Source organism: Janibacter terrae NBRC 107853, assembly GCF_001591405.1.
GTDB classification, from domain to species: domain Bacteria; phylum Actinomycetota; class Actinomycetes; order Actinomycetales; family Dermatophilaceae; genus Janibacter; species Janibacter terrae.
Genome location: NZ_BCUV01000002.1, coordinates 428,969 through 449,696 on the forward strand (window position 1 = coordinate 428,969; position 20,728 = coordinate 449,696).

Genomic DNA, 20,728 nt, shown 5'->3' on the forward strand with positions numbered 1-20,728 from the left:
ACGTGGGTTCGCGATCCGGAGGGGGAGCCGTGCGACATCAGGTACTTAGGGGGGGGGCGTGGCGCTAGCTCTCGCTGTTGCAGTCACGTCCTCCGGAGGGGGCTCAGCGTTGGGGCGCACCGCGGGTGCTCCTGTCACGAATGTAGCGACGAACGCACTGGATCCGGAGGTTGACCGGGCCTTCACAATTCTGGACGCCCAGCCTGCGGACAGGGCGGCAGCGCTCGACGAGGCTTTCGATGGCGTGGACCGACAGGGGCCCGACGGAACGTGGCGGGGCGATATCGGAGGGTTCTCGCCTGCAGAGATCCTCGACATGCACACGATGTCTCAACCTGTTGGGGATTCGGCGGCGAACGCGGTGGCAAAGATGCAGCGCGAGCAGGTTTTCAACGAACTTGTCGAAAAGGTGCGGCGGGACGCACCTGACCGATACGTGGCCGCGAGCTTTTCCTCCACGACCGCGACCATCTACGTGACGGGGGACGCCGGAGACTTCGCATCGACCGAGCGCGCCTCGTCGGTGGCTGTGAATTTCGTAGGTGGGTATCAGTACTCCGAGAGTGAGCTGCTCGAGAAGCATCGAGAGATCGTCGAGGGAGTAGACGCACCAGACATCGAGCGACTCTCATCGGAACTCAATCCGAAGGAGTCCACCGTCGTCATCAGAACTGATCAGCCGAGCAAGGTGGCCAGTTCGTCGAAGTCCGTGGACCTGGCGGATCCTGCTGATGGGCTACAGGTGACCGTCCTGCCGTCCAAGGATGTGCCTGGAGAGGGGCTGGACGCGCTGTTGCGGGGAGGTGGGTACTTGGGGTCGTGCACATCTGGATTTGTGCTGCGCAGCGATTACAGCGGCACCAAACGATTGGCGACCGCGGCGCACTGCGGCTACCGGCAAGATCGCGTTAAGTATCAAAATAGGAATCAATCCGCTTTCACTACTGTCGAGTACATGTGGCGTCACTGGGGGTCCAACGGTGATATCGCCTACACGAGTACGGGCGCTTTCGATCCCTATCCAAGTTTCTATGCTGGAGTGAGTGAGATCCGTGCTGTTCGCGGGGTCACGAATGACTTCCATGAGGGTAAGTCGTTCTGCAGGTTTGGGCGGACTTCAGGAAACAAGTGCAGCACCTCGCGAGGCATCTTCTCTAGCAGGAAGGCTCGCAGCGATGAGCGTGACGCTGGCAAGACCGCGCACAATCTCGTGTCGATGAACTACGACCGAGGCGAAGGTGGTGACAGTGGGGGGCCGTGGTATTCACCGTCCCAGAATTCGGCGGCGGCAGGTATCCACTCGGGTAGCAATGGCTGCTGGACGATCACCGTTCTGTGCGACCAATTCACGCCTGTCAGCGCATTTCATCAGTATGGATTCAGGGTGTGGACGCTGTGACTTGGCGCGCCCGTGCGGCAGGGCTCGCTGCAGCCGCCATAGTGCTGGCTGCTTGCCAAGCGTCTGATACGTCGCCGAGGTCGAGAACTTCCCCGGCGGATTCGAGCCCACGGGCTGTCTCGTCGTCCGGCGTCGTGGTTCCCATCGTCCCGCTCATGGGACATTCCGACGTTGCCAAGACCTACCACGTCAAGGGGCTCAATGATCGTGGCTGCGTCATCGGTCACGTGGATGGTCCTTCGGGCAAGCCGTTCAAGGGGGTGTTCGTCGGCAACGAGGGGACGAAGGTGACCGGAGATAGGGGCAACTTCACCATCACCTTCGCGAAGGGAAAGGTCGCGCGGAAGGGCGCCACCTTCACGGGGAGCGGTTATGCATTGTCGAGGGGCGACAACTCGGAATCTGAGACAGCGGTGATGGACGCTGTGCACGAGACGTGCGGTGAAGACTCGGTTATCGCTGTGGAGTGAGGTGCGTGGCTCGCATCTCGACCCATGGAAGCGCGACCTGCACCTCATCCGCTGGCCCGTCGACGACGAGGTATCCCCGACCGGCCACGCGCGGCAGCGGCGGGACCCGCAGGCCCAGGGCGTCGCCGTCGGAGCGAGCCGACGGCTGGAGCAGCAGGCCGGTGCGGGTGCGCGCGAGGTCGGAGACCAGCCCGCGCACCTGGCCGACGGCCGTCTGGGTGGCCGTCGCGCCGATGACGAGCCCGCGGTCGGCGTCGAGCCGGCGCAGGATCTCCTTGAGCACGTCGGCGACGGGGGCGCCCTCGAGCCGGTCGAGGTCGTCGGCGATGACCGCGAGGTCGGGGTGCCTCTGGCGCATGGCGATCAGCTCGTCCCGGTCGTCCGCACCGAGGACCGGGCAGTCGAGCCCGTCGGCGATCGCCCCCGAGCCGACGACGACGAGCGGCGCCCCGGAGGCGGCCACCTGACGGGCGAGCAGTGCCAGCGTCGTCGACCGGCCGCTGCGCGGCGGGCCGCAGACGAGGAAGCGCCGCGCGCCGTCCGTCCGCCACACCACCGGGTCGCGACCGGAGCCGCCGAGCCCGAGCGGGATCCGCTCCCGCGCCGCTGCGGGCAGCACGTCGGGCGGCACCGACCCGGGGAGCTCCTCGACGACCCACGGCGGCACGGTCGCTTCGCCCCCTCCAGAGGGGGCAAGTGACGGCAGCGCCACCTGCACGAGGTCGCCGCCCGGCTTGAGCCGAGCTCGCCCGGCGACGAGCCGGTCGGAGACCTCGGTGCGGGTGAGCCCGGCCAAGGCGGCATCGCCCCGGTCGCTCAGGTGCAGCACGAGGCGGGTGCCGACGAGGGAGGAGACCCGGCCGGACAGCAGCTCGCGGCCACCCGCAACGACAACGCGCAGCCCGAGGGCGACGCCGTCGCGCATCAGCGTCTCGAGGGACTCGGCCGTCTCGCCGAGGTCGAGCGAGCCGCGCGGTCGCGTCACCCGACCCCAGCCGTCGATCGCCAGCAGCAGGTGCGGCGGGGGCAGCGGACCCCCTTCGCTCTCGTGGGTGGCCCACCACGCGTCGAGGGTCGGGTGACCACTGGCCCGCAGGGCCACCCGTCGCGCCGCGAGGTCGGACTCGAGACGCTCGAGGAATCGGCCCACGACCGTCGGTTCCTCCCCGTCGACGATGCTCCCGACGTGCGGCAGGGCGGACAGCCCGGCCAGCCGCGCGGACCCGTCACCGACGACCTGCACCTGCAGCCGGTCCGCCGACCACCGGTGCGCGGCAGCGGTGACGAGCGAGGCGAGGGCCGTGGTCCGGCCGGAGCCGGGACCGCCGACGAGCATCCAGTGCCCGTCGGTCGTGGCCCACTCCAGCGGCGACTGGCGCTGCTGCGCCGGCAGGTCCACGAGGCCGAAGGGAGCCCCCGTCGCCTCGTCGTCGGGTAGCCGCGCCGCCTCGATGGTCTCCGGCAGCGGCGGCAGCCAGGGTCGGTGGGGTGCCGGGATGGCCAGCGACTGCGCCACCCGGGTCATCGTGCGGGCGAGACGCTGCAGGTCGGTCGGTCCGAGGTCGTCGACGACGGGCGGCGCGGGCCAGGCCTCGCCGGGGTGGCGCACGAGCAGCGCACCGCCGACACCAGCGGCGTGCCCGGCGACCCGGCCCGTCTGGAAGGCACGCGGCGGACCACCACCGGTGCTCGCCAGGGCCCGGCCGGGAGCCGTCTCGGGGATCTCGGCCGCGTCGGGGCAGCCGATGACGTCGTCGCTGTCGGCACGGTCGCGTACGCGCAGCGCGATGCGCAGGTTGACGTTGGCCTTGATGTCCGCGGAGACGATGCCGCCGGGTCTCTGGGTCGCGAGCACGAGGTGCACGCCGAGCGAGCGGCCCACGGCGGCGATGCGCATGAGGTGGGCCATGACGTCGGGCTGCTCCTCGGCGAGCATGCGGAACTCGTCGATGACGATCATCAGCCGGGGCAGCAGGTCGCCGCGGTGGTCGTCGATGTCCTTGGCCCCCGACGCGGCGAGGACGTGCTCGCGGCGGGTCAGCTCGGCGTCGAGGCTGGTCAGGGCGCGCTCGGCCGCGGCGGGGTCGAGGTCGGTGAGCATGCCGACGGTGTGCGGCAGCCGCGCGCACTCGGCGAAGGCCGCCCCGCCCTTGTAGTCGACGAGGACGAAGGTCATCTCCTGCGGCGACAGGCGCGTCGCGAGCGCCGCGACCCAGCTCTGGAGGAACTCGGACTTGCCCGACCCGGTCGTGCCCGCGACGAGGGCGTGCGGCCCGTCGCGGCGAAGGTCGATGCGGAAGGTGCCCTCGCCCGCGGCCCCCACGACGACCTCGAGGTCGTCGCCAGCAGAGCACCAGAGGCCGCGGATCTGTTCCTCGTCGTCGGGATCGAGATCGCCCAGGTCGACGAGCCGGGCGGCCCAGGGCAGGCCGGCGCCCTGCGCGTCGGGCGTCGCGTCGCGCAGCGGCAGCAGCGCGGCGGCGATGCGGCGCGCCCACGGCTCGCCGGTGCCGTCGAGCACACCCCGCGCCGCCTGCTCGCCGGCGAGCAGCAGCCGCAGGTCGTCGCCGGCGAGGACGGCGACCGCGCGGGCCTCGTGCGGCAGGTCGGCGGGGGTGTCGGCGAGGGCGATGACGAGGACGCGCTGGGGGCCCCCTTCGCTCATGATCGTGCGCAGCCCGGGGTCGGTCCGCCACGCACCGGCCCCGTCGACGACGACCACCTGGGCGACGGGCAGCGGATCGCCCTCGCGGCGTCGCTCGGGCCCGCTCGCGGCGCGTTCGGTGGTCAGGCGGGCGAGCCCGGCGAGCAGCGCGGCGCCCGCCTCGGGGTCGGTCGCGACCCGTGCGGACCCCGGCAGGTCGTCGTGTGCGCGCAGGTGCACCAGGCCGGCGAAGGGGGACCACCACCCGTCCTCGTCCGCGACCACGCCCACCCGCACGTCGTGGTGGGAGTGCAGGACCACGAGCCCCCCGAGCAGATGGCGCGCGAGCCGGTCACGGGAGGCGCGTGGACCCGCGATGCCGAGCACCGCGATGTCCGCCAGGTCGACCGTCAGGGGGACGTCCTCGAGCACCGGGTGCTCGCGCACGCCGGCGCGGTGCTCGACCTCGAGCCGGGCGGGCAGCGCCCCGAGGCCAAGCCGCAGGCACAGGTGCTCCTCGTGCTGGGCGCGCCTCTCCCACAGGCGTGCCGACTCGCCGCGAGCCGCGTCCTGGAGGGCCGAGGCGTCGGGTGCGGCGCGCAGGCGTTCGCGCCGCTCGTCGGCCAGGGCCGCGGTGAGCCGCTCCCCGGCGCGGGCGCGCTCGCGGACCCACGACGCGTGGGCCTCCCGGTGCTCGCGGCGCGAGCTCGTGCGGTCGGAGAGCGTCGAGCCGAGGACGAGCAGCGGGGAGAGCAGGCCGAAGAGCAGCATCCGCGGCCCGAAGAAGTAGGCCAGCACCCCCGCGAAGGGCAGCGGCAGCAGCACCATGACCCAGGGGATGCGGCGGCGTGCCGGCGGCCTGGGCTCCTCGGGGACCCGGATCGTCGTGGGCTTGCCGGTGCGGGGCAGGTGCGGCGTCGGGTTGACGCCCAGGGTGCCGTCGCCGGTCGCCACCGGTCGGGTCGGCCGCGGCCGGTGGGCCTCGACGGCGAAGGTCGTGTGCCCCGCCCGCAGCTGGCTCCCGGCACGCACCCGCACCCCGTCGGTGGGGACGGTCGCGTCGTCCACGCGGGTGCCGTTGGTCGTGCCGAGGTCGCGCAGGTGCACCCCGTCGCGGTCGACGGCCAGCTCGAGGTGCTCGCGGGAGAGCGCGTCGTCGGCGACCCGCAGCGTCGCGGCGTCGCCGCGGCCGATGGTGTGACGACCGGAGGTGAGCTCGTGGGTGCGACCGGCGTCGGGCCCGCTGAGCGTGACGAGGCGAAGGGGGGACCGCCGGGCTGCTCGCGTGGTGGGCTCCCGGGCAGGGCGCATGGCGTCGAGGACGAGCGCGGCGCCGTCGAGCAGGGGTGGGAGCCCGACGGGCGCGTCGGGAGTGAGGCGCTGCGGCCCGACCCGGACGGTCGCGCCCGGGCGCCCGGCCGCGGCGAGCAGGTCACCGAGGGTGTGGTGCTCCTCGGCGAGGACGTCGATCGTCTCGGTCCCCCCGCCGCCGGCGTCGATGATCGTCATCCGCAGCTGCATGAGGGCACGGTAGGTCGATCGCCCTCATCGACCGCGGGAGTTGTCCACAGGCCCGGCCGGGCTCAGTCGTCCAGCCCCCGCGCGGCGAGGGCGTCGCCCATGGCGTCGGCCCGCCTCAGGGCGCCGACGACGAGCGGCACGGCGAAGGCGCGTGGGCTCGCCCCGAGGCCGCGCGCGTGCTGCGCCTCGCGCACGCGGCCGCCCAGGTCGATGACGAGCGGCACGGCGCGGATGGCCAGCTGCAGCATCAGGCCGACGCGCTCGGGGTCGACGCCGACCCGTCGCAGCGGCCCGCACACCCGCACGACGACGTCGATGAGGTCGCTCGTACGGGTCGTGAGCGTCACGAGGTTGGCGAGCAGCACGAGCGCGATGAGGACCCCGACGATGACGAAGGCCCGCTCCCAGCCCGCGACCACCGTCTGGAAGACCCCGAGCGGCACCATGACGAGCAGCAGCGGGCGCAGCATCTGCAGCAGCACCGCCGCCGGCATCTGCGCGGTCGCGTAGCCCGCGAGCACCACGGCCAGGGCGACCGCGGTCACCACCGGCGAGCGGACGAAGGGGGAGACCAGCCCGGCGAGCAGCAGCCCGGCGAGCTTCGCACCGGCCGGCAGCCGGTGCAGGAGCGACCCGCCGTCGCGGTAGAGCCCGATCACCGGTCGCGGTCCATGAGCTCGAGGTAGCGCGCGACCGAGTCCGCCGGGGACCCGTCGTGCACGAGCCGGCTGTCGTCGAAGACGAGCACCCGGTCGAAGTCGGCGAGCAGGTCGAGGTGGTGGGTCACGAGGACGACCTGCTGGGGCAGGGCGCGCACCGCGTCGGCGACCCGGCGCGCGTTGCGGATGTCGAGCAGCGTCGTCGGCTCGTCCATGACGAGCAGGTCGGGCTCGGTGACGAGCACGGCGGCGAGGGCGAGCAGCTGCTTCTGCCCGCCGCTGAGGAGGTGCGCCGGGTGGTCACCGCGACCGGCGAGGCCGTGGGCCGCCAGGGCCCCCTCGACACGGGCGGCGATCTCCCCCTTCGTCAGCCCGCGGCGGCGCAGGGAGAAGGCGACGTCCTCCGCGACCGTCGGCATGACGATCTGCGCGTCGGGGTCGGTGAAGCAGAAGCCGACGCGCCGGCGCACCTGCTTCCCCTGCCGCGCCGTGTCGAGACCGTCGAGGGTCACGGTGCCGCGCTCGGGGACGACGAGGCCGTTGAGCATCCGGACGAAGGTCGACTTGCCGGACCCGTTGGCCCCGATGACCCCGATCCGGGGCTCCTCGAGACGCACGGTGACATCGCGCAGCACCGGTGCGCCGCCGTCGAACCCGTGCGTCACGCCGGTGACGTCGATCAGCATGCCTGCACCACCATCGCCACTCCCTGCCCGCCGCCGGCGGCGATCGTGGCGAGACCGAGCGACCCGGGGCGCGGCACCAGCTGGTGGAAGAGCCGTACGAGCAGCACGGCCCCGGAGGCGCCCCACGGGTGGCCCAGGGCGAGCGCGCCACCGTCGGCACACACGCGAAGGGGGTCCAGCCCCAGCTCGTCGCAGCAGGCCAGCACCTGCCCGGCGAAGGCCTCGTTGACCTCGATCGCGTCGAGGTCGTCGAGCCCGGTCCCCGCGCGCTGCAGGACGGTCCGCGTCGCCGGCACGAGGCCCCGGCCGGGTCGGTGGGGCGCCACGCCGGCGGTGGCGGTGGCCAGGACGCGCAGCCCCGGGCCGCCCAGGCGCGCGTGGGTCGCTGCGTCGACGACGGCCACGGCGGCGGCACCGTCGCTGATGCCGCAGGAGTTGCCCGCGGTCACCGACCCGCCGTCCCGGAAGGCCGGTCGCAGACGCGCCAGCTTGTCGACCGTGAGCGTCGCCCGCGGTCGGTCGTCGCGCACGACCCTGCCGACGGCCACGATCTCGTCGTCGAAGACCCCCGCCTCCTGCGCGGCCACGGCCCGCGCGTGCGAGCGCGCGGCGTACTCGTCCTGGCGCTCGCGGGAGACGCCGGCCTCCTGCGCGAGCAGGTCGTTGGCGACCCCCATGTCGGGGTCGTCCCACCCGGCGGGGGCGAAGGGAGCCCGCTCGTACCGCACGGGGTCGGCGCCCTCGACGGGCGGCCAGTGCCGCCACGGGGCGGTGCTCGCGGACTCCACCCCGCCCGCCAGGACGGCGGGGGAGCCCGTGGCGACCATGCGGACCGCCACGTCGACGGCCGCGAGCCCGCTCGCGCACTGCCGGTCGACGGTGAGGGCGGGCACGTGCTCGGGCAGCCCGGCGCGCAGGGCCGCAGACCGGGCGACGTCGCCACCGGGACCCATGCAGTTGCCGAGCACGACGTCGCCGACCTCGGCGGGGTCGAGCCCGGCGCGACGGGTCACCTCGGCGAGCACCGGTCCGGCGAGCCGCTCGGCGGTGACCGTGGACAGGGAGCGGCCGGCTGTCCCGATGGCGGTGCGGGCGGCCGCGACGATCACGGGGGTCGTGGTCATGACCCGGCCGCCACGAGCCTCGCGCGCACCGCGCCGCGGTCGACCTTGTCGTTGGGCGTGACCGGCAGCGTCTCGAGGTGGACCCAGCGTCGCGGGCGCTGGGGCGTCGTCAGCTCGGCGCGGGCGACGCGGCGCAGCCGGTCGGCGTCGGAGGCGACGGTGACCGCGCAGGCGACGACCTCGCCGAGCTCGGTGTGGGGGAGGCCGACGACGACGACCTCGCCCTCGGCGTGGGGTCGTAGGACCCGCTCGACGTCGGCGACGGTGACAGTCGCGCCGGCGGTGGTGATGCCCCCTTCGCGCCCGTGGACCCGCACGACGCCGCCGCCGACCTCGCCGCGGTCTCCGACGCTGACCCAGCCGCCCGGCCGGGTGCGCAGCTCGTGCCCCGGCTCGAGGTACCCGCGGCTGACGTAGGGGGAGCGGACCCACAGCTCGCCGTCGCGCGCGCGGACCTCGACGCCGGGGAAGGGACGCAGCGCGTCCGCGTGCTCGCCCCAGGCGACGAGGGAGAGCTCGGCCGCACCGTAGTAGTGGCTCAGGCCGCCGCCCGCGGCGAGGACCTGCTCCCGGGTCGCCGCGTCGACCCGGTCGCCGGCGACGACGACGTGCGTGCCGGCGAGCTCCTGCGGGCGGGTCGCGAGGACCCGCCGGAGCGCGCTGGGGGTGAGGTGGGCGTGCGTCGCGTCGGCGAGCTCGTCGACCATCGTCGCGCGGGCCCAGCCGGCGTGGACGGCGGCGAAGAGGTTCATCGACGAGGTGATCGGTCCGGGGGCGTGCACCCGGCTCCCCGCGGTGGTGCCGGTCAGCGCGCTGACGGCCGGGAAGGACCCGACCCACGAGCCGGTCGTGCGCACGATCGTGCGTGCGTGCCCGGAGGTGCCGGAGGTGGCGAGGGCGATGGGCCGGCCGGCTCGCGCGGCCTCCCCGAAGGCGGCCACGGGGTCCTCGGCCGCCAGCACGTGGACGATCTCAGACGAGGGCATCCTCACGCTCCCGCGTGCGCGTGCGGATGAGACCGGGGTAGGCGGCGTGCACCCCCCGCGCGACGACGGCGCAGATGACGGCCTTGACGAGGTCACCGGGGACGAAGGGGGCTGCGGCCACGAGGGCTGCGACGGGGCTGAGGTCGGCGCGCAGGATCATCCCGATGATGCCCAGGACGTTGAGCGCGAGGACGCCGCCCAGGATGTTGATGCCGATGCCGGGCACCAGGCGGTAGGGGCGGCCGGCCGCCTCCGTCATGACACCGACGAGGTACGCGGCGATCGGGTAGCCGATGAGGTAGCCCACGCTCGGGCCGGCGAAGACGCCGAGGCCGCCGCGCCCGCCGGCGAGCAGGGGGAGGCCCAGGGCGACGAGCGCGAGGAAGACGAGGACCGCGAGGGCGCCCCGCCGGGCGCCGAGGATCGCGCCGCAGAGCATGATGCCGAGCGACTGTGCGGTGATGGGCACCGCGTTGCCGAAGGGGGCGATCGCCGGGACGAGGCCGAGCACGGCGATGATGCCGGCGAAGACGGCGATCTGGGCGAGCTCGCGGCCGGTGGATCGGGGGTGGGACACGGTGGGGCCTCTCGGTTCGGGGACGCCCGATCATGGCACGCGAAGCGACCACGTGTGAACACTGTTCACGAGCGGCTCCGCCCACAGTCTGTGGATTCTCGAGATGCGAGCGCCCGGGAAGTCGCTAGCGTCTGACATCGACGGATCGGGGAGTGTCGTCGGTCAGATCACGAGCACGAAGGGGGGTCCGCATGGACGCCGTCAAGACGGTCGAGGGTGAGGTCCGCGAGCTCATCCGGCGCTCCGGCCTGGACCCGGTGCGCGAGACCGGCGAGGTCGCCGACCTCGTGCGCGCCGCGGTCACCGACTACGACGAGCGCAGCACCCACGGCGGGCTGCCCCTGCTCGGCAACTTCGAGGCCGCGGTCAAGTCCGTCATGGACACCGTCGCCGGCTTCGGCCCGCTGCAGCGCTACTTCGACGACCCGCTCGTCGAGGAGATCTGGATCAACAGCCCGAGCCAGGTCTTCGTCGCCCGCAACGGCGTCTCCGAGCTGACGAGCACCGTCCTCACCGCCGACGAGGTCCGTGACCTCGTCGAGAAGATGCTCAAGTCCTCGGGACGGCGGGTCGACCTGTCCTCTCCCTTCGTCGACGCGACGCTGCCCGACGGCAGCCGGTTGCACGTCGTCATCCCGGACATCACCCGGGAGCACTGGGTGGTCAACATCCGCAAGTTCGTCGTGAAGGCCGACCACCTCGACGACCTCGTGCGCCTCGGCACGCTCACCCGGGAGGCCTCGGTCTTCCTCCAGGCCGCGGTGGCGTCCGGGCTGAACATCCTCGTCGCCGGGGGCACCCAGGCCGGCAAGACCACCCTCCTCAACTGCCTGTCCGCGGCGATCCCGCCGCGCGAGCGGGTGGTGACCTGCGAAGAGGTCTTCGAGCTGAAGATCCCGATGCGCGACGTCGTCTCGATGCAGTGTCGCCAGCCCAGCCTCGAGGGCACCGGCGAGGTACCCCTGCGGCGCCTGGTCAAGGAGGCGCTGCGCATGCGCCCCTCGCGGATCATCGTCGGCGAGGTCCGCCAGGCCGAGAGCCTCGACCTGCTCATCGCGCTCAACTCCGGGCTCCCCGGCATGTGCACCCTGCACGCCAACTCCGCCCGCGAGGCGGTCACCAAGATGTGCACTCTGCCGCTGCTGGCGGGGGAGAACGTCGGGTCACGGTTCGTCGTCCCCACGGTCGCCGGCTCGATCGACATCGTCGTGCACACGGCCCTCGAGGTCGACGGCGTCCGACGGGTCCGCGAGATCGTGGCGCTGCCGGGGCGGATCGAGAACGACGTCGTCGAGATCAGCGACATCTTCACCACCCGTGACGGCCGGCTCGTGCGCGCAGAGGGCTACCCGCCCCACCGCGACCGCTTCCAGCGGGCCGGCTACGACGTCACCGCCCTGCTCGGAGGGGATCGCGGATGACAGGTGTCCTCATCGGCGCAGTCCTCGGCCTCGGGCTGTTCCTCATCTGGTGGTCCTGGTGGCCGAGCGACGAGACGCGGGTCCGCGCTCCGCGCGAGCACCGGGTCATCCGACGCCTCTCCGACGACCTCGCCCAGGCCGGCTACCGCGGGATCGGTCCCACGGGCCTCGTCGCGGCGTGCGTCATCGCCTTCCTCCTCATCTTCGTCGCCGTCACCGCGCTCACCGCGGTCCCGGCCATCGCGTTGTGCTTCGCGGTGATGGCCGGCGGCGTGCCCGTGCTCGTCGTGCGCATGCGGGCGCGTGCACGCCGGGCCCACCTGAGGGACCTGTGGCCGGACGCGGTCGACAACATCACCTCCGCGGTGCGCGCCGGCATGGCGCTGCCCGAGGCGCTCTCCCAGCTCGCGCTGCGCGGCCCCGAGGAGCTGCGCCCGGCCTTCGCCGACTTCGCGAGCGACTACCGCACGACCGGCCGCTTCAACGACTGCCTCGACCGGCTCAAGGACCGGCTCGCCGACCCCGTCGGCGACCGCCTCGTCGAGTCGCTGCGCATCGCCCGCGAGGTCGGCGGCTCCGACCTCGGGTCCCTGCTGCGCACCCTCTCGACCTTCCTGCGCGAGGACGCCCGCACCCGCAGCGAGCTGGAGACGCGCCAGTCGTGGACGGTCAACGCGGCCCGGCTGGCCGTGGCCGCGCCGTGGATCGTGCTGGCGCTCCTGTCGACCCGACCCGAGTCGGTGCAGGCGTACAACACCTCGACCGGTGTCCTCGTCCTGGCGGTCGGCGCCGCCGCGACCGTCATCGCCTATCGCGTCATGGTGCGCATCGGCCGGCTCCCGGACGAGGAGCGGGTGCTGCGATGACGGACGTCCTGCACTCCATCGGCCTGGGGCGCAGCGGCGCCCTCCTGGGGATGCTCCTGGCCCTCGGTGCCGTCCTGGTCCACCAGGGCTTGCCGCGCCACCGGCGGGCCACGCTCGACGACCGGTTGGCCCCGTACCTGCGCGACACCCCGAGGCCCTCGCGCCTGCTCGCCGACGACGAGGTCGCCCTGCTCGCTGTGATCCCGACCGTGCTGCGTCCGGTCATCACCGACCTGGCCCGGCGGGTCGAGTCGGTGCTCGGCGGCACCTCCTCGGTCCGCCGGCGTCTGCTGCGGGCCGGTCGCGCGCCCGACACGGACCGGTTCCGGGCCGAGCAGGTCCTGCACGGTTTCGGCGGTGCCGTCATCGGTGGCGCCCTCGGGGTCTTCTACGTGACGGGGCAGGGCCGCTCGCCGTTCTTCCTGCTCGTGCTCATCGTGCTCGGGTTCGCCATCGGCGTCGTCGTCCGTGACACCCTGCTCACCCGCGAGGCAGAGCGTCGCGAGGCGCGCATGCTCGCCGAGTTCCCCACCGTCGCAGAGCTGCTCGCACTCGCAGTCGGCGCGGGGGAGGGCGCCGCAGGGGCCCTCGAGCGGGTCGTGCGCCTGTCCGACGGTGAGCTGTCCGACGAGCTCGGACGCTGCCTCGCCGATGCCCGCGCGGGCGCCAGCCTCCCGTCCGCCCTGGAGGGCCTGGCCGACCGCACCGGACTGACCTCCCTCGCCCGGTTCGTCGACGGCATCGTCGTCGCTGTCGAGCGCGGCACGCCCCTCGCCGACGTCCTGAGGGCGCAGGCACAGGACGTCCGCGAGGAGGGGCGCCGGCTGATCATGGAGGCCGGCGGCAAGAAGGAGATCGCGATGATGGTCCCCGTCGTCTTCGGCGTGCTGCCCATCACGGTCCTCTTCGCGTTGTTCCCCGGCCTCGGCTTCTTCCAGTTCCAGATGTGACCTGACAGCACCGCCACCAAGGAGAGATGACATGACCGACCAGCTCATCAAGGCGCACGTGCGCCTCACCGACAGCGTCCACCGGGCCATGGCCCGCCTCGAGGACGAGACGGGCGACGTGCCCGGCTGGGTGCTCATCACCCTGATGACCGCGGCCCTCGTCACCGGCATCTGGGCCATCGCGGGCGAGCAGCTGAAGTCGATGTTCGAGAACGCCCTCAAGGGCGTCACCGGGCCCGACCAGGTCCACGGTTGACGCGGATCGAGCGTCTGGGGGACGACCGCGGATCCGCGGTCGTCGACTTCGCCCTGACCTCGATCCTCCTGCTCTTCGTCTTCCTCGCCGTCTTCCAGCTGGGACTGGCCCTCCACGTGCGCAACACCCTCGTCTCCTGCGCCTCCGAGGGGGCTCGCTACGGGGCGAGGGCCGGCTCGAGCCCCGAGCAGGGCGCGGCCCGCGCACGTGACCTCATCGACCGCTCCCTCTCGCCGCGCTACTCCGGCGGTGTCGTGGCGAGGACCGACACGACGACCGAAGGGGTGCAGGTCGTCGTCGTCGACGTGACGGCACCGCTGCCGGTGATCGGTCCGGTCGGCCCGGGGGACGCGCTCGACGTCCGTGGCCGCGCCTTCCTGGAGGAGCAGTGAGGGCGCGCGCACGGCTGGCCGACGACGGGGGGACCGCCGTCATCGAGTTCGTCTGGCTGGCGATCCTGCTCCTCGTCCCCCTCATCTACCTCGTCCTGTGCCTCGCCCGCCTCCAGGCCGGGTCCTACGCCGTCACCCAGGCCGCCCGAGAGGCAGGTCGCGCCTTCGTCACCGCGAGCGACGAGTCGTCGGCGCAGGCGCGCTCGCAGGCCGCGGCGGACATCGCCTTCGAGGACCAGGGCTTCGGGGAGGGCAGCCGCCTCACGCTCGAGTGCACCGCTTCGCCCTGCCTGTCGCCCGGAGAGTCGGTGACCACCCGGGCGGTGACCTCGGTGCCCATGCCGCTCGTCCCGGGGTTCCTCCGCGACGTCGTGCCGCTGGACATCCCGGTCTCGGCCACGCAGGTCTCGCCCGTGCCCGAGTACGAGGCGCGATGACCTCCCTTCGCCCCCTCTGCGCGCGCACCCGTGACGATCGTGGCCAGCTCAGCGTCCTCGTCCTCGGCCTGACCGTCATCGCGATGACGCTGATCATCGGCGGCATCGCCGTGACCTCGGTCCACATCTCCCGGATGCGACTGCTCGACGCCGCGGACTCCGCGGCGCTCGAGGCGACCGACGAGAGCGCCGAGCAGATCTACGAGGGCGGGCTCGGCACCGCCCTGCCCGTCACCGACGACTCGGTCCGCGCTGCGGCCTCCGAGCACCTCGCGTCGCGTGCGCTGCCGCACGGCCTCGAGAGCTGGGGCGTCGCGGACGGCACGGGCAGCCCCGACGGTCAGACGGCCGTCGTCCGCCTGACCGGACAGGCGGACCTGCCCCTCATCGGCGGCCTGCTCGAGTCGATGGGTGGCTCGGTGACGGTGACCGTCGAGTCGCGGGCCCGTGCCGGCGTCGTCACCGGCCAACCCTGAGCCGCGTTGCGGCTCGCCCGTCGGTCCGAGGTGACACGATGACGGCAGCGGTGCACGACCGTGCCCGCACCTGCAGGAGGGATGCACGTGGCGGACGAGCAGCGGGACGGCACGACCGGGACGAAGGGGGAGGACGCGCCCCCGGCCGAGGTGGCCGAGACCACGTCCGACACCGCACCCGACGCCGCGCCCGACGCCGCGCCGGACACCGCTCCCGATGAGCACGAGCCCGAGGTGGTCCAGACGACCCAGGGCACGGTCCTCGACCCCGACGAGCGCCCCGAGGCCCCGACCGTCCCCGCCGCCGAGCTGCACGACGCCGAGCGCGACCACGCCCACGAGGAGGTGCGGCCGGTCCACCGGATCTCGCTGCCGCCGACGCTCACCCTGCTGCTCGGGCTGGCCGCCGGGATCATCGCCATCGCCGGCCTCAAGCAGGTCGCCGGGATCGTCGCGCCCACCTTCCTCGCCGTCACGCTGATCATCGCCGTCTACCCCGTGTACAAGGGCATGCGGCGGATCCTGCCGAGCGCCGTCGCCGGGCTGCTGCTCATCGTCATCCTCTACGGGATCCTCGCCGCGCTCGGCGCCTCGATCGCCATCGCCGCGACCCGCTTCGCCAACGAGCTGACCAAGCCGGCGTACACGAGCACCTTCACCGGGTTCGTCACCGACATCCAGCAGCTGCTCGCCGAGCGCGGGGTCGAGACGGAGGAGATCAACGACGCGATCAACAACTTCGACCTGCGCAACCTCGCGGGCGTCGCCAGCTCCCTCGCCAACACCGTGACCGGCCTGACGACGACGATGCTCTTCCTGCTGACGGTGATGATCTTCCTCGTCATGGACGCCGGCGGCTTCGGCCGGCGGCTCGACGCGATCCACCGGCAAAAACCGGACGTCGCCGACGCCCTCGTCGACTTCGGCTACCGCGTGCGCCGGTACTGGATCGTCTCCACGGTCTTCGGCATCATCGTCGCGGTCATCGACTACCTCGCCCTGGCCTGGCTCGGCGTCCCGCTGGCGATGACCTTCGCCCTGCTGGCCTTCGTCACCAACTACATCCCCAACATCGGCTTCGTGCTCGGCCTCGTCCCGCCGGCCCTCATCGGGCTGCTGTCGGGCGGGGTCTCGACGATGGTGTGGGTGATCGTCGTCTACTCGGTCGTCAACTTCGTCGTCCAGACGATCCTGCAGCCGAAGTTCACCGGCGACGCCGTCGGCATCAACGCCTCGACGGCCTTCCTGTCGCTCGTCTTCTGGGCGTACGTCTTCGGCGCGCTCGGCGCGCTGCTCGCCATCCCCTTCACCCTGCTCGTCAAGTCGATGCTCATCGACCGCGACCCCAAGGTGCGCTGGGTCGACCAGTTCATCTCGAGCACGCCCGACGCGTCGGCGCGCCTGCCGTAAGGTGACCTGCTGTGGCTGTCGACTTCGAGACCGAGATCAAGCACCTGCGCACGACCATGGGGTCGGTGCGCGATGTGACCGACGTGCCCGCCCTCGAGGCGCAGATCGCCGAGCTCGAGCAGCAGGCCGCGGCCCCCGACCTGTGGGACGACCCCGACAAGGCGCAGGGCGTGACCTCCGCCCTCTCCCGCGCCAACTCCGAGCTCGAGCGGATCCAGAGCATGGACGCGCGGATCGACGACCTCGAGGCGCTCGTGGAGCTCGGGACGGAGGAGCGCGACGCGGACACGCTCACCGAGGCCGAGGCCGAGCTGGCCAAGATCCGCAAGGCCGTCGGCCAGCTCGAGGTTCGCACCCTGCTCTCCGGTGAGTACGACGAGCGCGCGGCGGTCGTGACGATCCGCGCCGGCGCCGGTGGCGTCGACGCCGCCGACTTCGCCGAGATGCTCATGCGCATGTACCTGCGCTGGGCCGAGCGCCACGGCTACCCGACGAAGGTCATGGACACCTCCTACGCCGAGGAGGCGGGCCTGAAGTCGGCGACCTTCGAGGTCAACGTCCCCTACGCCTACGGCAACCTCTCGGTCGAAGGGGGGACCCACCGCCTCGTGCGCATCTCGCCCTTCGACAACCAGGGTCGTCGCCAGACCTCCTTCGCCGCGGTCGAGGTCATCCCGCTCATCGAGGGCACCGACTCCATCGAGATCCCGGAGAACGAGCTCAAGATCGACGTCTTCCGCTCCTCCGGCCCGGGCGGCCAGTCGGTCAACACCACCGACTCCGCGGTGCGCATGACGCACATCCCGACGGGGATCGTCGTGTCGATGCAGAACGAGAAGTCGCAGATCCAGAACCGTGCCGCCGCGCTGCGCGTCATGCAGTCGCGCCTGCTCCTGGCCAAGCGGGCCGAGGAGGCCGCCGAGCGCAAGGAGCTCGCCGGCGACGTCAAGGCCACCTGGGGCGACCAGATGCGCTCCTACGTGCTCAACCCGTACCAGATGGTCAAGGACCTGCGCACCGAGCAGGAGACCGGCAACCCGAGCGCCGTCTTCGACGGTGAGATCGACTCCTTCATCGAGGCCGGCATCCGCTGGCGCATCGAGCAGGCCAAGGCCGAGGCCTGAGCCGACCGCGACCTCGGACCTAACGCGCCGAGGTCACGAGATTGTCACGGACCGTCCACCCGTGCGGCTTATCCTGCAGGCGGCCGTGTCCCCTTCGTCCCTGAGGCCTGCTGCAGCTGATGATCCGCTTCGAGAACGTCACCAAGAGATACCCCAACCAGAGCCATCCCGCGCTCGACGGGATCGACCTGAACATCGACCGCGGGGAGTTCGTCTTCATCGTCGGCGCCTCGGGCTCGGGCAAGTCGACCCTCGTGCGGCTGACGATCCGTGAGGAGATCGTCACCTCCGGGCGGCTGCTCGTCGGGGGCCACGACCTGCGCAAGCTGCCGCAGCGCAAGGTGCCGCAGCTGCGGCGTCAGGTGGGGACGATCTTCCAGGACTTCCGGCTGCTGCCGAACAAGACCGTGGAGCACAACGTGGCGTACGCCCTGCAGGTCATCGGCCGCCCGCGCCGCGCGATCCGGGCGCTCGTGCCCGAGACCCTCGAGCTCGTCGGCCTCGCGGGCATGGAGAAGCGCATGCCCCACGAGCTCTCCGGTGGTGAGCAGCAGCGGGTGGCCATCGCCCGCGCGGTCGTCAACAAGCCGCCGGTGCTCCTGGCGGACGAGCCCACAGGCAACCTCGACCCCGCGACCAGCCTCGACATCGTGGGCCTGCTGCGCCGCATCCACGACTCCGGCACGACGATCGTCATGGCCACCCACGACAACGTCATCGTCGACGAGATGCGCAAGCGGGTCGTCGAGCTCGAGGGCGGCGTGATCGTCCGCGACGAGGAGGGCGGGAGCTACGTGCCGCGCATCGTGGACTCGCGTGACCGCGAGGACCGCGCCGCCGAGCACGAAGGGGGCGTGGAGCCCCGCGAGGACCCGGCGGACCGCCCCCTGGGTGAGGTGCACGCCCTCGACGACTGGGACGACGACGCGGAGGACCTGCTGCGATGAGGCCGACCTCGGTACTCGCCGATGCCTGGGAGGGCCTGCGGCGCAACAAGTCGATCGCCGTCTCGGTGATCCTCGTGACGATGATCTCGCTGTACCTGCTCGGCGTGGGCCTGCTCGCCCAGCGGCAGGTCGACCAGATGAAGGGCTACTGGTACGACCGCGTCCAGGTCTCGATCTACATGTGCACCGAGACCTCCGCGCAGCCCAACTGCTCGACCGGGGCGGCCACCCAGGACCAGAAGGACTCGGTGGACGCGCAGCTGGAGGAGATGAAGCCCCTCGTCAAGGACGTCTACTACGAGTCCGAGGAGGAGGCGTACAAGCGCTTCAAGCAGGACTACAAGAACTCCCCGCTCGCCGGGCACATCCGCGTCGGCGACATCCCGCCGAGCTACCGCGTCCAGCTCTCCGACCCGGAGGAGTACGAGACGGTCGCCTCCGCCTTCGAGGGGGCGCCCGGCGTGGCGAGCGTGCCCAACCTGCGCGAGGTCTTCGCCCCGCTCTTCCGGGCGATCAACATCATGACCGTCGTGATGGTCGGTCTGGCGGCGCTCACCCTCATCTCGGCCGTGCTCCTCATGGCGACGACGATCCGGCAGGCGGCCTTCACCCGCCGTCGTGAGATCGCCATCATGAAGCTCGTCGGTGCGTCCAACCGGACGATCCGTACCCCCTTCATCATCGAGACCGTCGCGTCCGGCCTCATCGGGGCGGTGATGGCGGTGGGCCTGCTCTGGTTGTCGGCGTGGGCGCTCTTCGACCGATACCTGTTGCAGGAGAACGCCGGTACCGCCTTCATCTCCGCGAGCGATGTCTGGCTCATCGCCCCCTTCATGCTCGTCGGGGTGGTCGTGCTGGCCGTGGGGACGTCGACGGTGACCCTGTGGCGCTACCTGCGGGTGTGACGGGGCGCGCCGAGGGCGCGAGGGTGCTGTGCACCGGTCGGGTTCGTCGTTACCGTTGACCTCGATGTCCCGCCCCTCACGTCCCCAGGTCTCCGCGCGCGCCCGTGCCCTCACCGGCGCCGCGCTCTCGGTCTGCCTGCTCGGCGGCGTCGTCGGCTACGCCCACGCGGCCGACCCGGACCCGCAGGAGAAGAAGAACCGGGTCGACAGCCAGCTCTCCGACGCCCGCGGTGACCTCCACGAGTCGTCCAAGGAGCTCGTCAGCGCGTACGAGAAGCTCAAGGCCACCCGCAACAAGCTGCCCGGGGCGCGCAGCGCCGCGGCCGCCGCCGAGCGGGCCGAGACGACGGCGAAGGGGGAGTACGACGACGCCGTCGCCGCGTACGAGCTCGCCCGGGCCAACGAGCGCAAGGCCGAGAAGCAGCTGAAGTCGACCAGCTCCAAGATCACCACCTCGCGGCGCGCGGTGGCCGGCTTCGCCGGGCAGGTCTACCAGCAGCAGGGCATCGGGACGATGTCCGTCGCCGTCGGCAACGAGGACCCCGGGACCTTCGTCGACAAGATGATCATGGCCGAGTCCGTCGGTGACTCCCAGAGCTCGGCGCTGCAGGAGCTGAGCACCTCCCGCGCCAACCTCGTCTCGACCGGGGACCGGCTGCAGGCGCTGCGGCAGAAGACCAAGGACGCCAAGACCGACAAGGAGAGCAAGCTCTCCACGGCGAAGGTCGCCAGCGACAAGGCCGACTCCACGCAGCGCAAGCTCGAGGGCCTCGAGAGCGACCAGACGAGCCAGGCCGCGACGTTGCGCCGGGAGAAGGCCAAGGACAAGCGCCAGGTCGACAGCCTCCAGGCGCAGTCGGACAAGCTGACCAAGATCCTCGAGGAGCGGGCCCGCAAGGCGCGCATCCGCGAGGCCGAGATCCGCCGGGCCCGCGAGGCCCAGGCCGCCCGCGAGGCAGAGGCTCGCCGTCGGGCCGCGGCCTCGACCCCGAGCGCGGCCGCCGCGCCGGCCGACCCCAACCCGCCGGCCCCGACGAGCAGCGGCGTGCTGCAGGCGCCGAGCAGTGCTCCCGCCAGCTCGGAGTTCGGGCTGCGCTTCCACCCGATCCACCAGACCTGGCGGCTGCACGCCGGCCGCGACTACGCCGGCGCCTGCGGCTCCCCGGTCTTCGCCGCGACCGACGGCACGATCATCGCCGCGAACCCACCCGGCGCGACCGGCGGCTACGGCAACCAGATCGTCATCGACCACGGCATCAAGCGGGGTTCCTCGCTCGCCACGACGTACAACCACCTGCAGTCCTTCGCGGTGCGCAGCGGCCACGTCAGCCGCGGCCAGGTCATCGGCTACGTCGGGACCACCGGGACGTCGACCGGGTGCCACCTGCACTTCGAGACCCGCGCCAACGGCACGCCCGTCGACCCGCGCGGCTGGCTCTGACCTCCCTTCGGCACAACTGACGGGACTCCGCGCGCCC

The 20,728-nt window shown here is 72.3% G+C and carries 20 protein-coding genes; 14 read left to right on the forward strand and 6 right to left on the reverse strand.

Features of this window, described 5'->3' with window-relative positions; genetic code table 11:
* The first annotated feature begins 109 nt into the window (after positions 1-109).
* Both JT1_RS18190 and JT1_RS02120 read left to right on the forward strand, forming a co-directional pair.
* Positions 110-1,399, forward strand: coding sequence for a trypsin-like serine protease (locus JT1_RS18190; protein ID WP_169701799.1), 1,290 nt, complete (start codon positions 110-112; stop codon positions 1,397-1,399).
* Positions 1,400-1,554: 155 nt separating this feature from the next.
* Positions 1,555-1,869, forward strand: a complete 315-nt coding sequence (locus JT1_RS02120) for a hypothetical protein (protein WP_169701800.1) — start codon at positions 1,555-1,557, stop codon at positions 1,867-1,869.
* Here the strand turns inward: JT1_RS02120 and JT1_RS02125 are convergent.
* The 6 genes from JT1_RS02125 to JT1_RS02150 form a co-directional block, all read right to left on the reverse strand.
* On the reverse strand, positions 1,853-6,034 hold the full coding sequence (locus tag JT1_RS02125; protein WP_068322219.1) for an FtsK/SpoIIIE domain-containing protein: 4,182 nt from the start codon (positions 6,032-6,034) through the stop codon (positions 1,853-1,855). The two genes, JT1_RS02120 and JT1_RS02125, sit on opposite strands and share 17 nt — an antisense overlap.
* A 62-nt stretch (positions 6,035-6,096) precedes the next feature.
* Complete coding sequence (locus tag JT1_RS02130; protein ID WP_068322222.1) at positions 6,097-6,693, reverse strand: energy-coupling factor transporter transmembrane component T; 597 nt, start codon at positions 6,691-6,693, stop codon at positions 6,097-6,099.
* Positions 6,690-7,379 carry an energy-coupling factor ABC transporter ATP-binding protein gene (locus JT1_RS02135; RefSeq protein ID WP_068322224.1) on the reverse strand — a complete coding sequence of 230 codons (690 nt, stop codon included), beginning with the start codon at positions 7,377-7,379 and terminating at the stop codon, positions 6,690-6,692. Before JT1_RS02135 ends, JT1_RS02130 begins: the two co-directional genes overlap by 4 nt.
* A complete protein-coding gene (locus tag JT1_RS02140; protein WP_068322229.1) occupies positions 7,373-8,503 on the reverse strand; it encodes a thiolase family protein in 1,131 nt (376 codons plus the stop codon). Before JT1_RS02140 ends, JT1_RS02135 begins: the two co-directional genes overlap by 7 nt.
* Positions 8,500-9,489, reverse strand: a complete 990-nt coding sequence (locus JT1_RS02145; RefSeq protein ID WP_068322232.1) for an AMP-binding protein — start codon at positions 9,487-9,489, stop codon at positions 8,500-8,502. Before JT1_RS02145 ends, JT1_RS02140 begins: the two co-directional genes overlap by 4 nt.
* Entirely contained in the window at positions 9,476-10,066 is a 591-nt protein-coding gene (locus JT1_RS02150) for a biotin transporter BioY (RefSeq protein WP_068322235.1), read from the reverse strand. The genes JT1_RS02145 and JT1_RS02150 overlap by 14 nt, the downstream gene beginning before the upstream one ends.
* Before the next feature lie 191 nt (positions 10,067-10,257).
* Here JT1_RS02150 and JT1_RS02155 point away from each other — a divergent pair, with 191 nt between their 5' ends.
* The 12 genes from JT1_RS02155 (at position 10,258) to JT1_RS02210 (ending at position 20,691) form a co-directional block, all read left to right on the forward strand.
* Positions 10,258-11,487, forward strand: a complete 1,230-nt coding sequence (locus JT1_RS02155; protein WP_068322238.1) for a TadA family conjugal transfer-associated ATPase — start codon at positions 10,258-10,260, stop codon at positions 11,485-11,487.
* Positions 11,484-12,353, forward strand: a complete 870-nt coding sequence (locus JT1_RS02160) for a type II secretion system F family protein (RefSeq protein WP_068322241.1) — start codon at positions 11,484-11,486, stop codon at positions 12,351-12,353. Before JT1_RS02155 ends, JT1_RS02160 begins: the two co-directional genes overlap by 4 nt.
* A complete protein-coding gene (locus JT1_RS02165; protein ID WP_169701801.1) occupies positions 12,350-13,303 on the forward strand; it encodes a type II secretion system F family protein in 954 nt (317 codons plus the stop codon). The genes JT1_RS02160 and JT1_RS02165 overlap by 4 nt, the downstream gene beginning before the upstream one ends.
* A 31-nt stretch (positions 13,304-13,334) precedes the next feature.
* Positions 13,335-13,559, forward strand: coding sequence for a hypothetical protein (locus JT1_RS02170; RefSeq protein ID WP_068322244.1), 225 nt, complete (start codon positions 13,335-13,337; stop codon positions 13,557-13,559).
* The gene (locus tag JT1_RS02175) at positions 13,556-13,951 is read left to right on the forward strand and encodes a TadE family protein (protein ID WP_082807407.1); all 396 of its coding nucleotides are present in this window, start codon (positions 13,556-13,558) and stop codon (positions 13,949-13,951) included. The genes JT1_RS02170 and JT1_RS02175 overlap by 4 nt, the downstream gene beginning before the upstream one ends.
* A complete protein-coding gene (locus JT1_RS02180; protein ID WP_068322257.1) occupies positions 13,948-14,388 on the forward strand; it encodes a pilus assembly protein TadE in 441 nt (146 codons plus the stop codon). The genes JT1_RS02175 and JT1_RS02180 overlap by 4 nt, the downstream gene beginning before the upstream one ends.
* Positions 14,385-14,864: a pilus assembly protein TadG-related protein gene (locus JT1_RS02185; RefSeq protein WP_068322260.1), complete on the forward strand. Its 480-nt coding sequence runs from the start codon at positions 14,385-14,387 to the stop codon at positions 14,862-14,864. The genes JT1_RS02180 and JT1_RS02185 overlap by 4 nt, the downstream gene beginning before the upstream one ends.
* 87 nt (positions 14,865-14,951) lie before the next feature.
* On the forward strand, positions 14,952-16,274 hold the full coding sequence (locus JT1_RS02190; RefSeq protein WP_169701802.1) for an AI-2E family transporter: 1,323 nt from the start codon (positions 14,952-14,954) through the stop codon (positions 16,272-16,274).
* A gap of 11 nt (positions 16,275-16,285) precedes the next feature.
* Positions 16,286-17,398, forward strand: a complete 1,113-nt coding sequence (gene prfB / locus JT1_RS02195) for a peptide chain release factor 2 (protein WP_068322272.1) — start codon at positions 16,286-16,288, stop codon at positions 17,396-17,398.
* Between the two features lie 119 nt (positions 17,399-17,517).
* Positions 17,518-18,345, forward strand: coding sequence for a cell division ATP-binding protein FtsE (gene ftsE / locus JT1_RS02200; protein WP_068322273.1), 828 nt, complete (start codon positions 17,518-17,520; stop codon positions 18,343-18,345).
* The gene (ftsX, locus tag JT1_RS02205; protein WP_068322278.1) at positions 18,342-19,250 is read left to right on the forward strand and encodes a permease-like cell division protein FtsX; all 909 of its coding nucleotides are present in this window, start codon (positions 18,342-18,344) and stop codon (positions 19,248-19,250) included. Before ftsE ends, ftsX begins: the two co-directional genes overlap by 4 nt.
* A 64-nt stretch (positions 19,251-19,314) precedes the next feature.
* Positions 19,315-20,691, forward strand: coding sequence for a M23 family metallopeptidase (locus JT1_RS02210; protein ID WP_068322280.1), 1,377 nt, complete (start codon positions 19,315-19,317; stop codon positions 20,689-20,691).
* Positions 20,692-20,728 lie beyond the last annotated feature (37 nt).

What these genes read in the sequence shown, in the direction of transcription:
- JT1_RS02135 (WP_068322224.1), bottom strand. Translation starts at nt 7,379, where the DNA reads ATGCTGATCGACGTCACCGGCGTGACGCACGGGTTCGACGGCGGCGCA.
- ftsX (WP_068322278.1), top strand. Translation starts at nt 18,342, where the DNA reads ATGAGGCCGACCTCGGTACTCGCCGATGCCTGGGAGGGCCTGCGGCGC.
- JT1_RS02120 (WP_169701800.1), top strand. Translation starts at nt 1,555, where the DNA reads ATGGGACATTCCGACGTTGCCAAGACCTACCACGTCAAGGGGCTCAAT.
- JT1_RS02165 (WP_169701801.1), top strand. Translation starts at nt 12,350, where the DNA reads ATGACGGACGTCCTGCACTCCATCGGCCTGGGGCGCAGCGGCGCCCTC.
- ftsE (WP_068322273.1), top strand. Translation starts at nt 17,518, where the DNA reads ATGATCCGCTTCGAGAACGTCACCAAGAGATACCCCAACCAGAGCCAT.
- JT1_RS02160 (WP_068322241.1), top strand. Translation starts at nt 11,484, where the DNA reads ATGACAGGTGTCCTCATCGGCGCAGTCCTCGGCCTCGGGCTGTTCCTC.
- JT1_RS02125 (WP_068322219.1), bottom strand. Translation starts at nt 6,034, where the DNA reads ATGCAGCTGCGGATGACGATCATCGACGCCGGCGGCGGGGGGACCGAG.
- JT1_RS02185 (WP_068322260.1), top strand. Translation starts at nt 14,385, where the DNA reads ATGACCTCCCTTCGCCCCCTCTGCGCGCGCACCCGTGACGATCGTGGC.
- JT1_RS02210 (WP_068322280.1), top strand. Translation starts at nt 19,315, where the DNA reads ATGTCCCGCCCCTCACGTCCCCAGGTCTCCGCGCGCGCCCGTGCCCTC.
- JT1_RS02145 (WP_068322232.1), bottom strand. Translation starts at nt 9,489, where the DNA reads ATGCCCTCGTCTGAGATCGTCCACGTGCTGGCGGCCGAGGACCCCGTG.
- JT1_RS02170 (WP_068322244.1), top strand. Translation starts at nt 13,335, where the DNA reads ATGACCGACCAGCTCATCAAGGCGCACGTGCGCCTCACCGACAGCGTC.
- JT1_RS02140 (WP_068322229.1), bottom strand. Translation starts at nt 8,503, where the DNA reads ATGACCACGACCCCCGTGATCGTCGCGGCCGCCCGCACCGCCATCGGG.
- JT1_RS02155 (WP_068322238.1), top strand. Translation starts at nt 10,258, where the DNA reads ATGGACGCCGTCAAGACGGTCGAGGGTGAGGTCCGCGAGCTCATCCGG.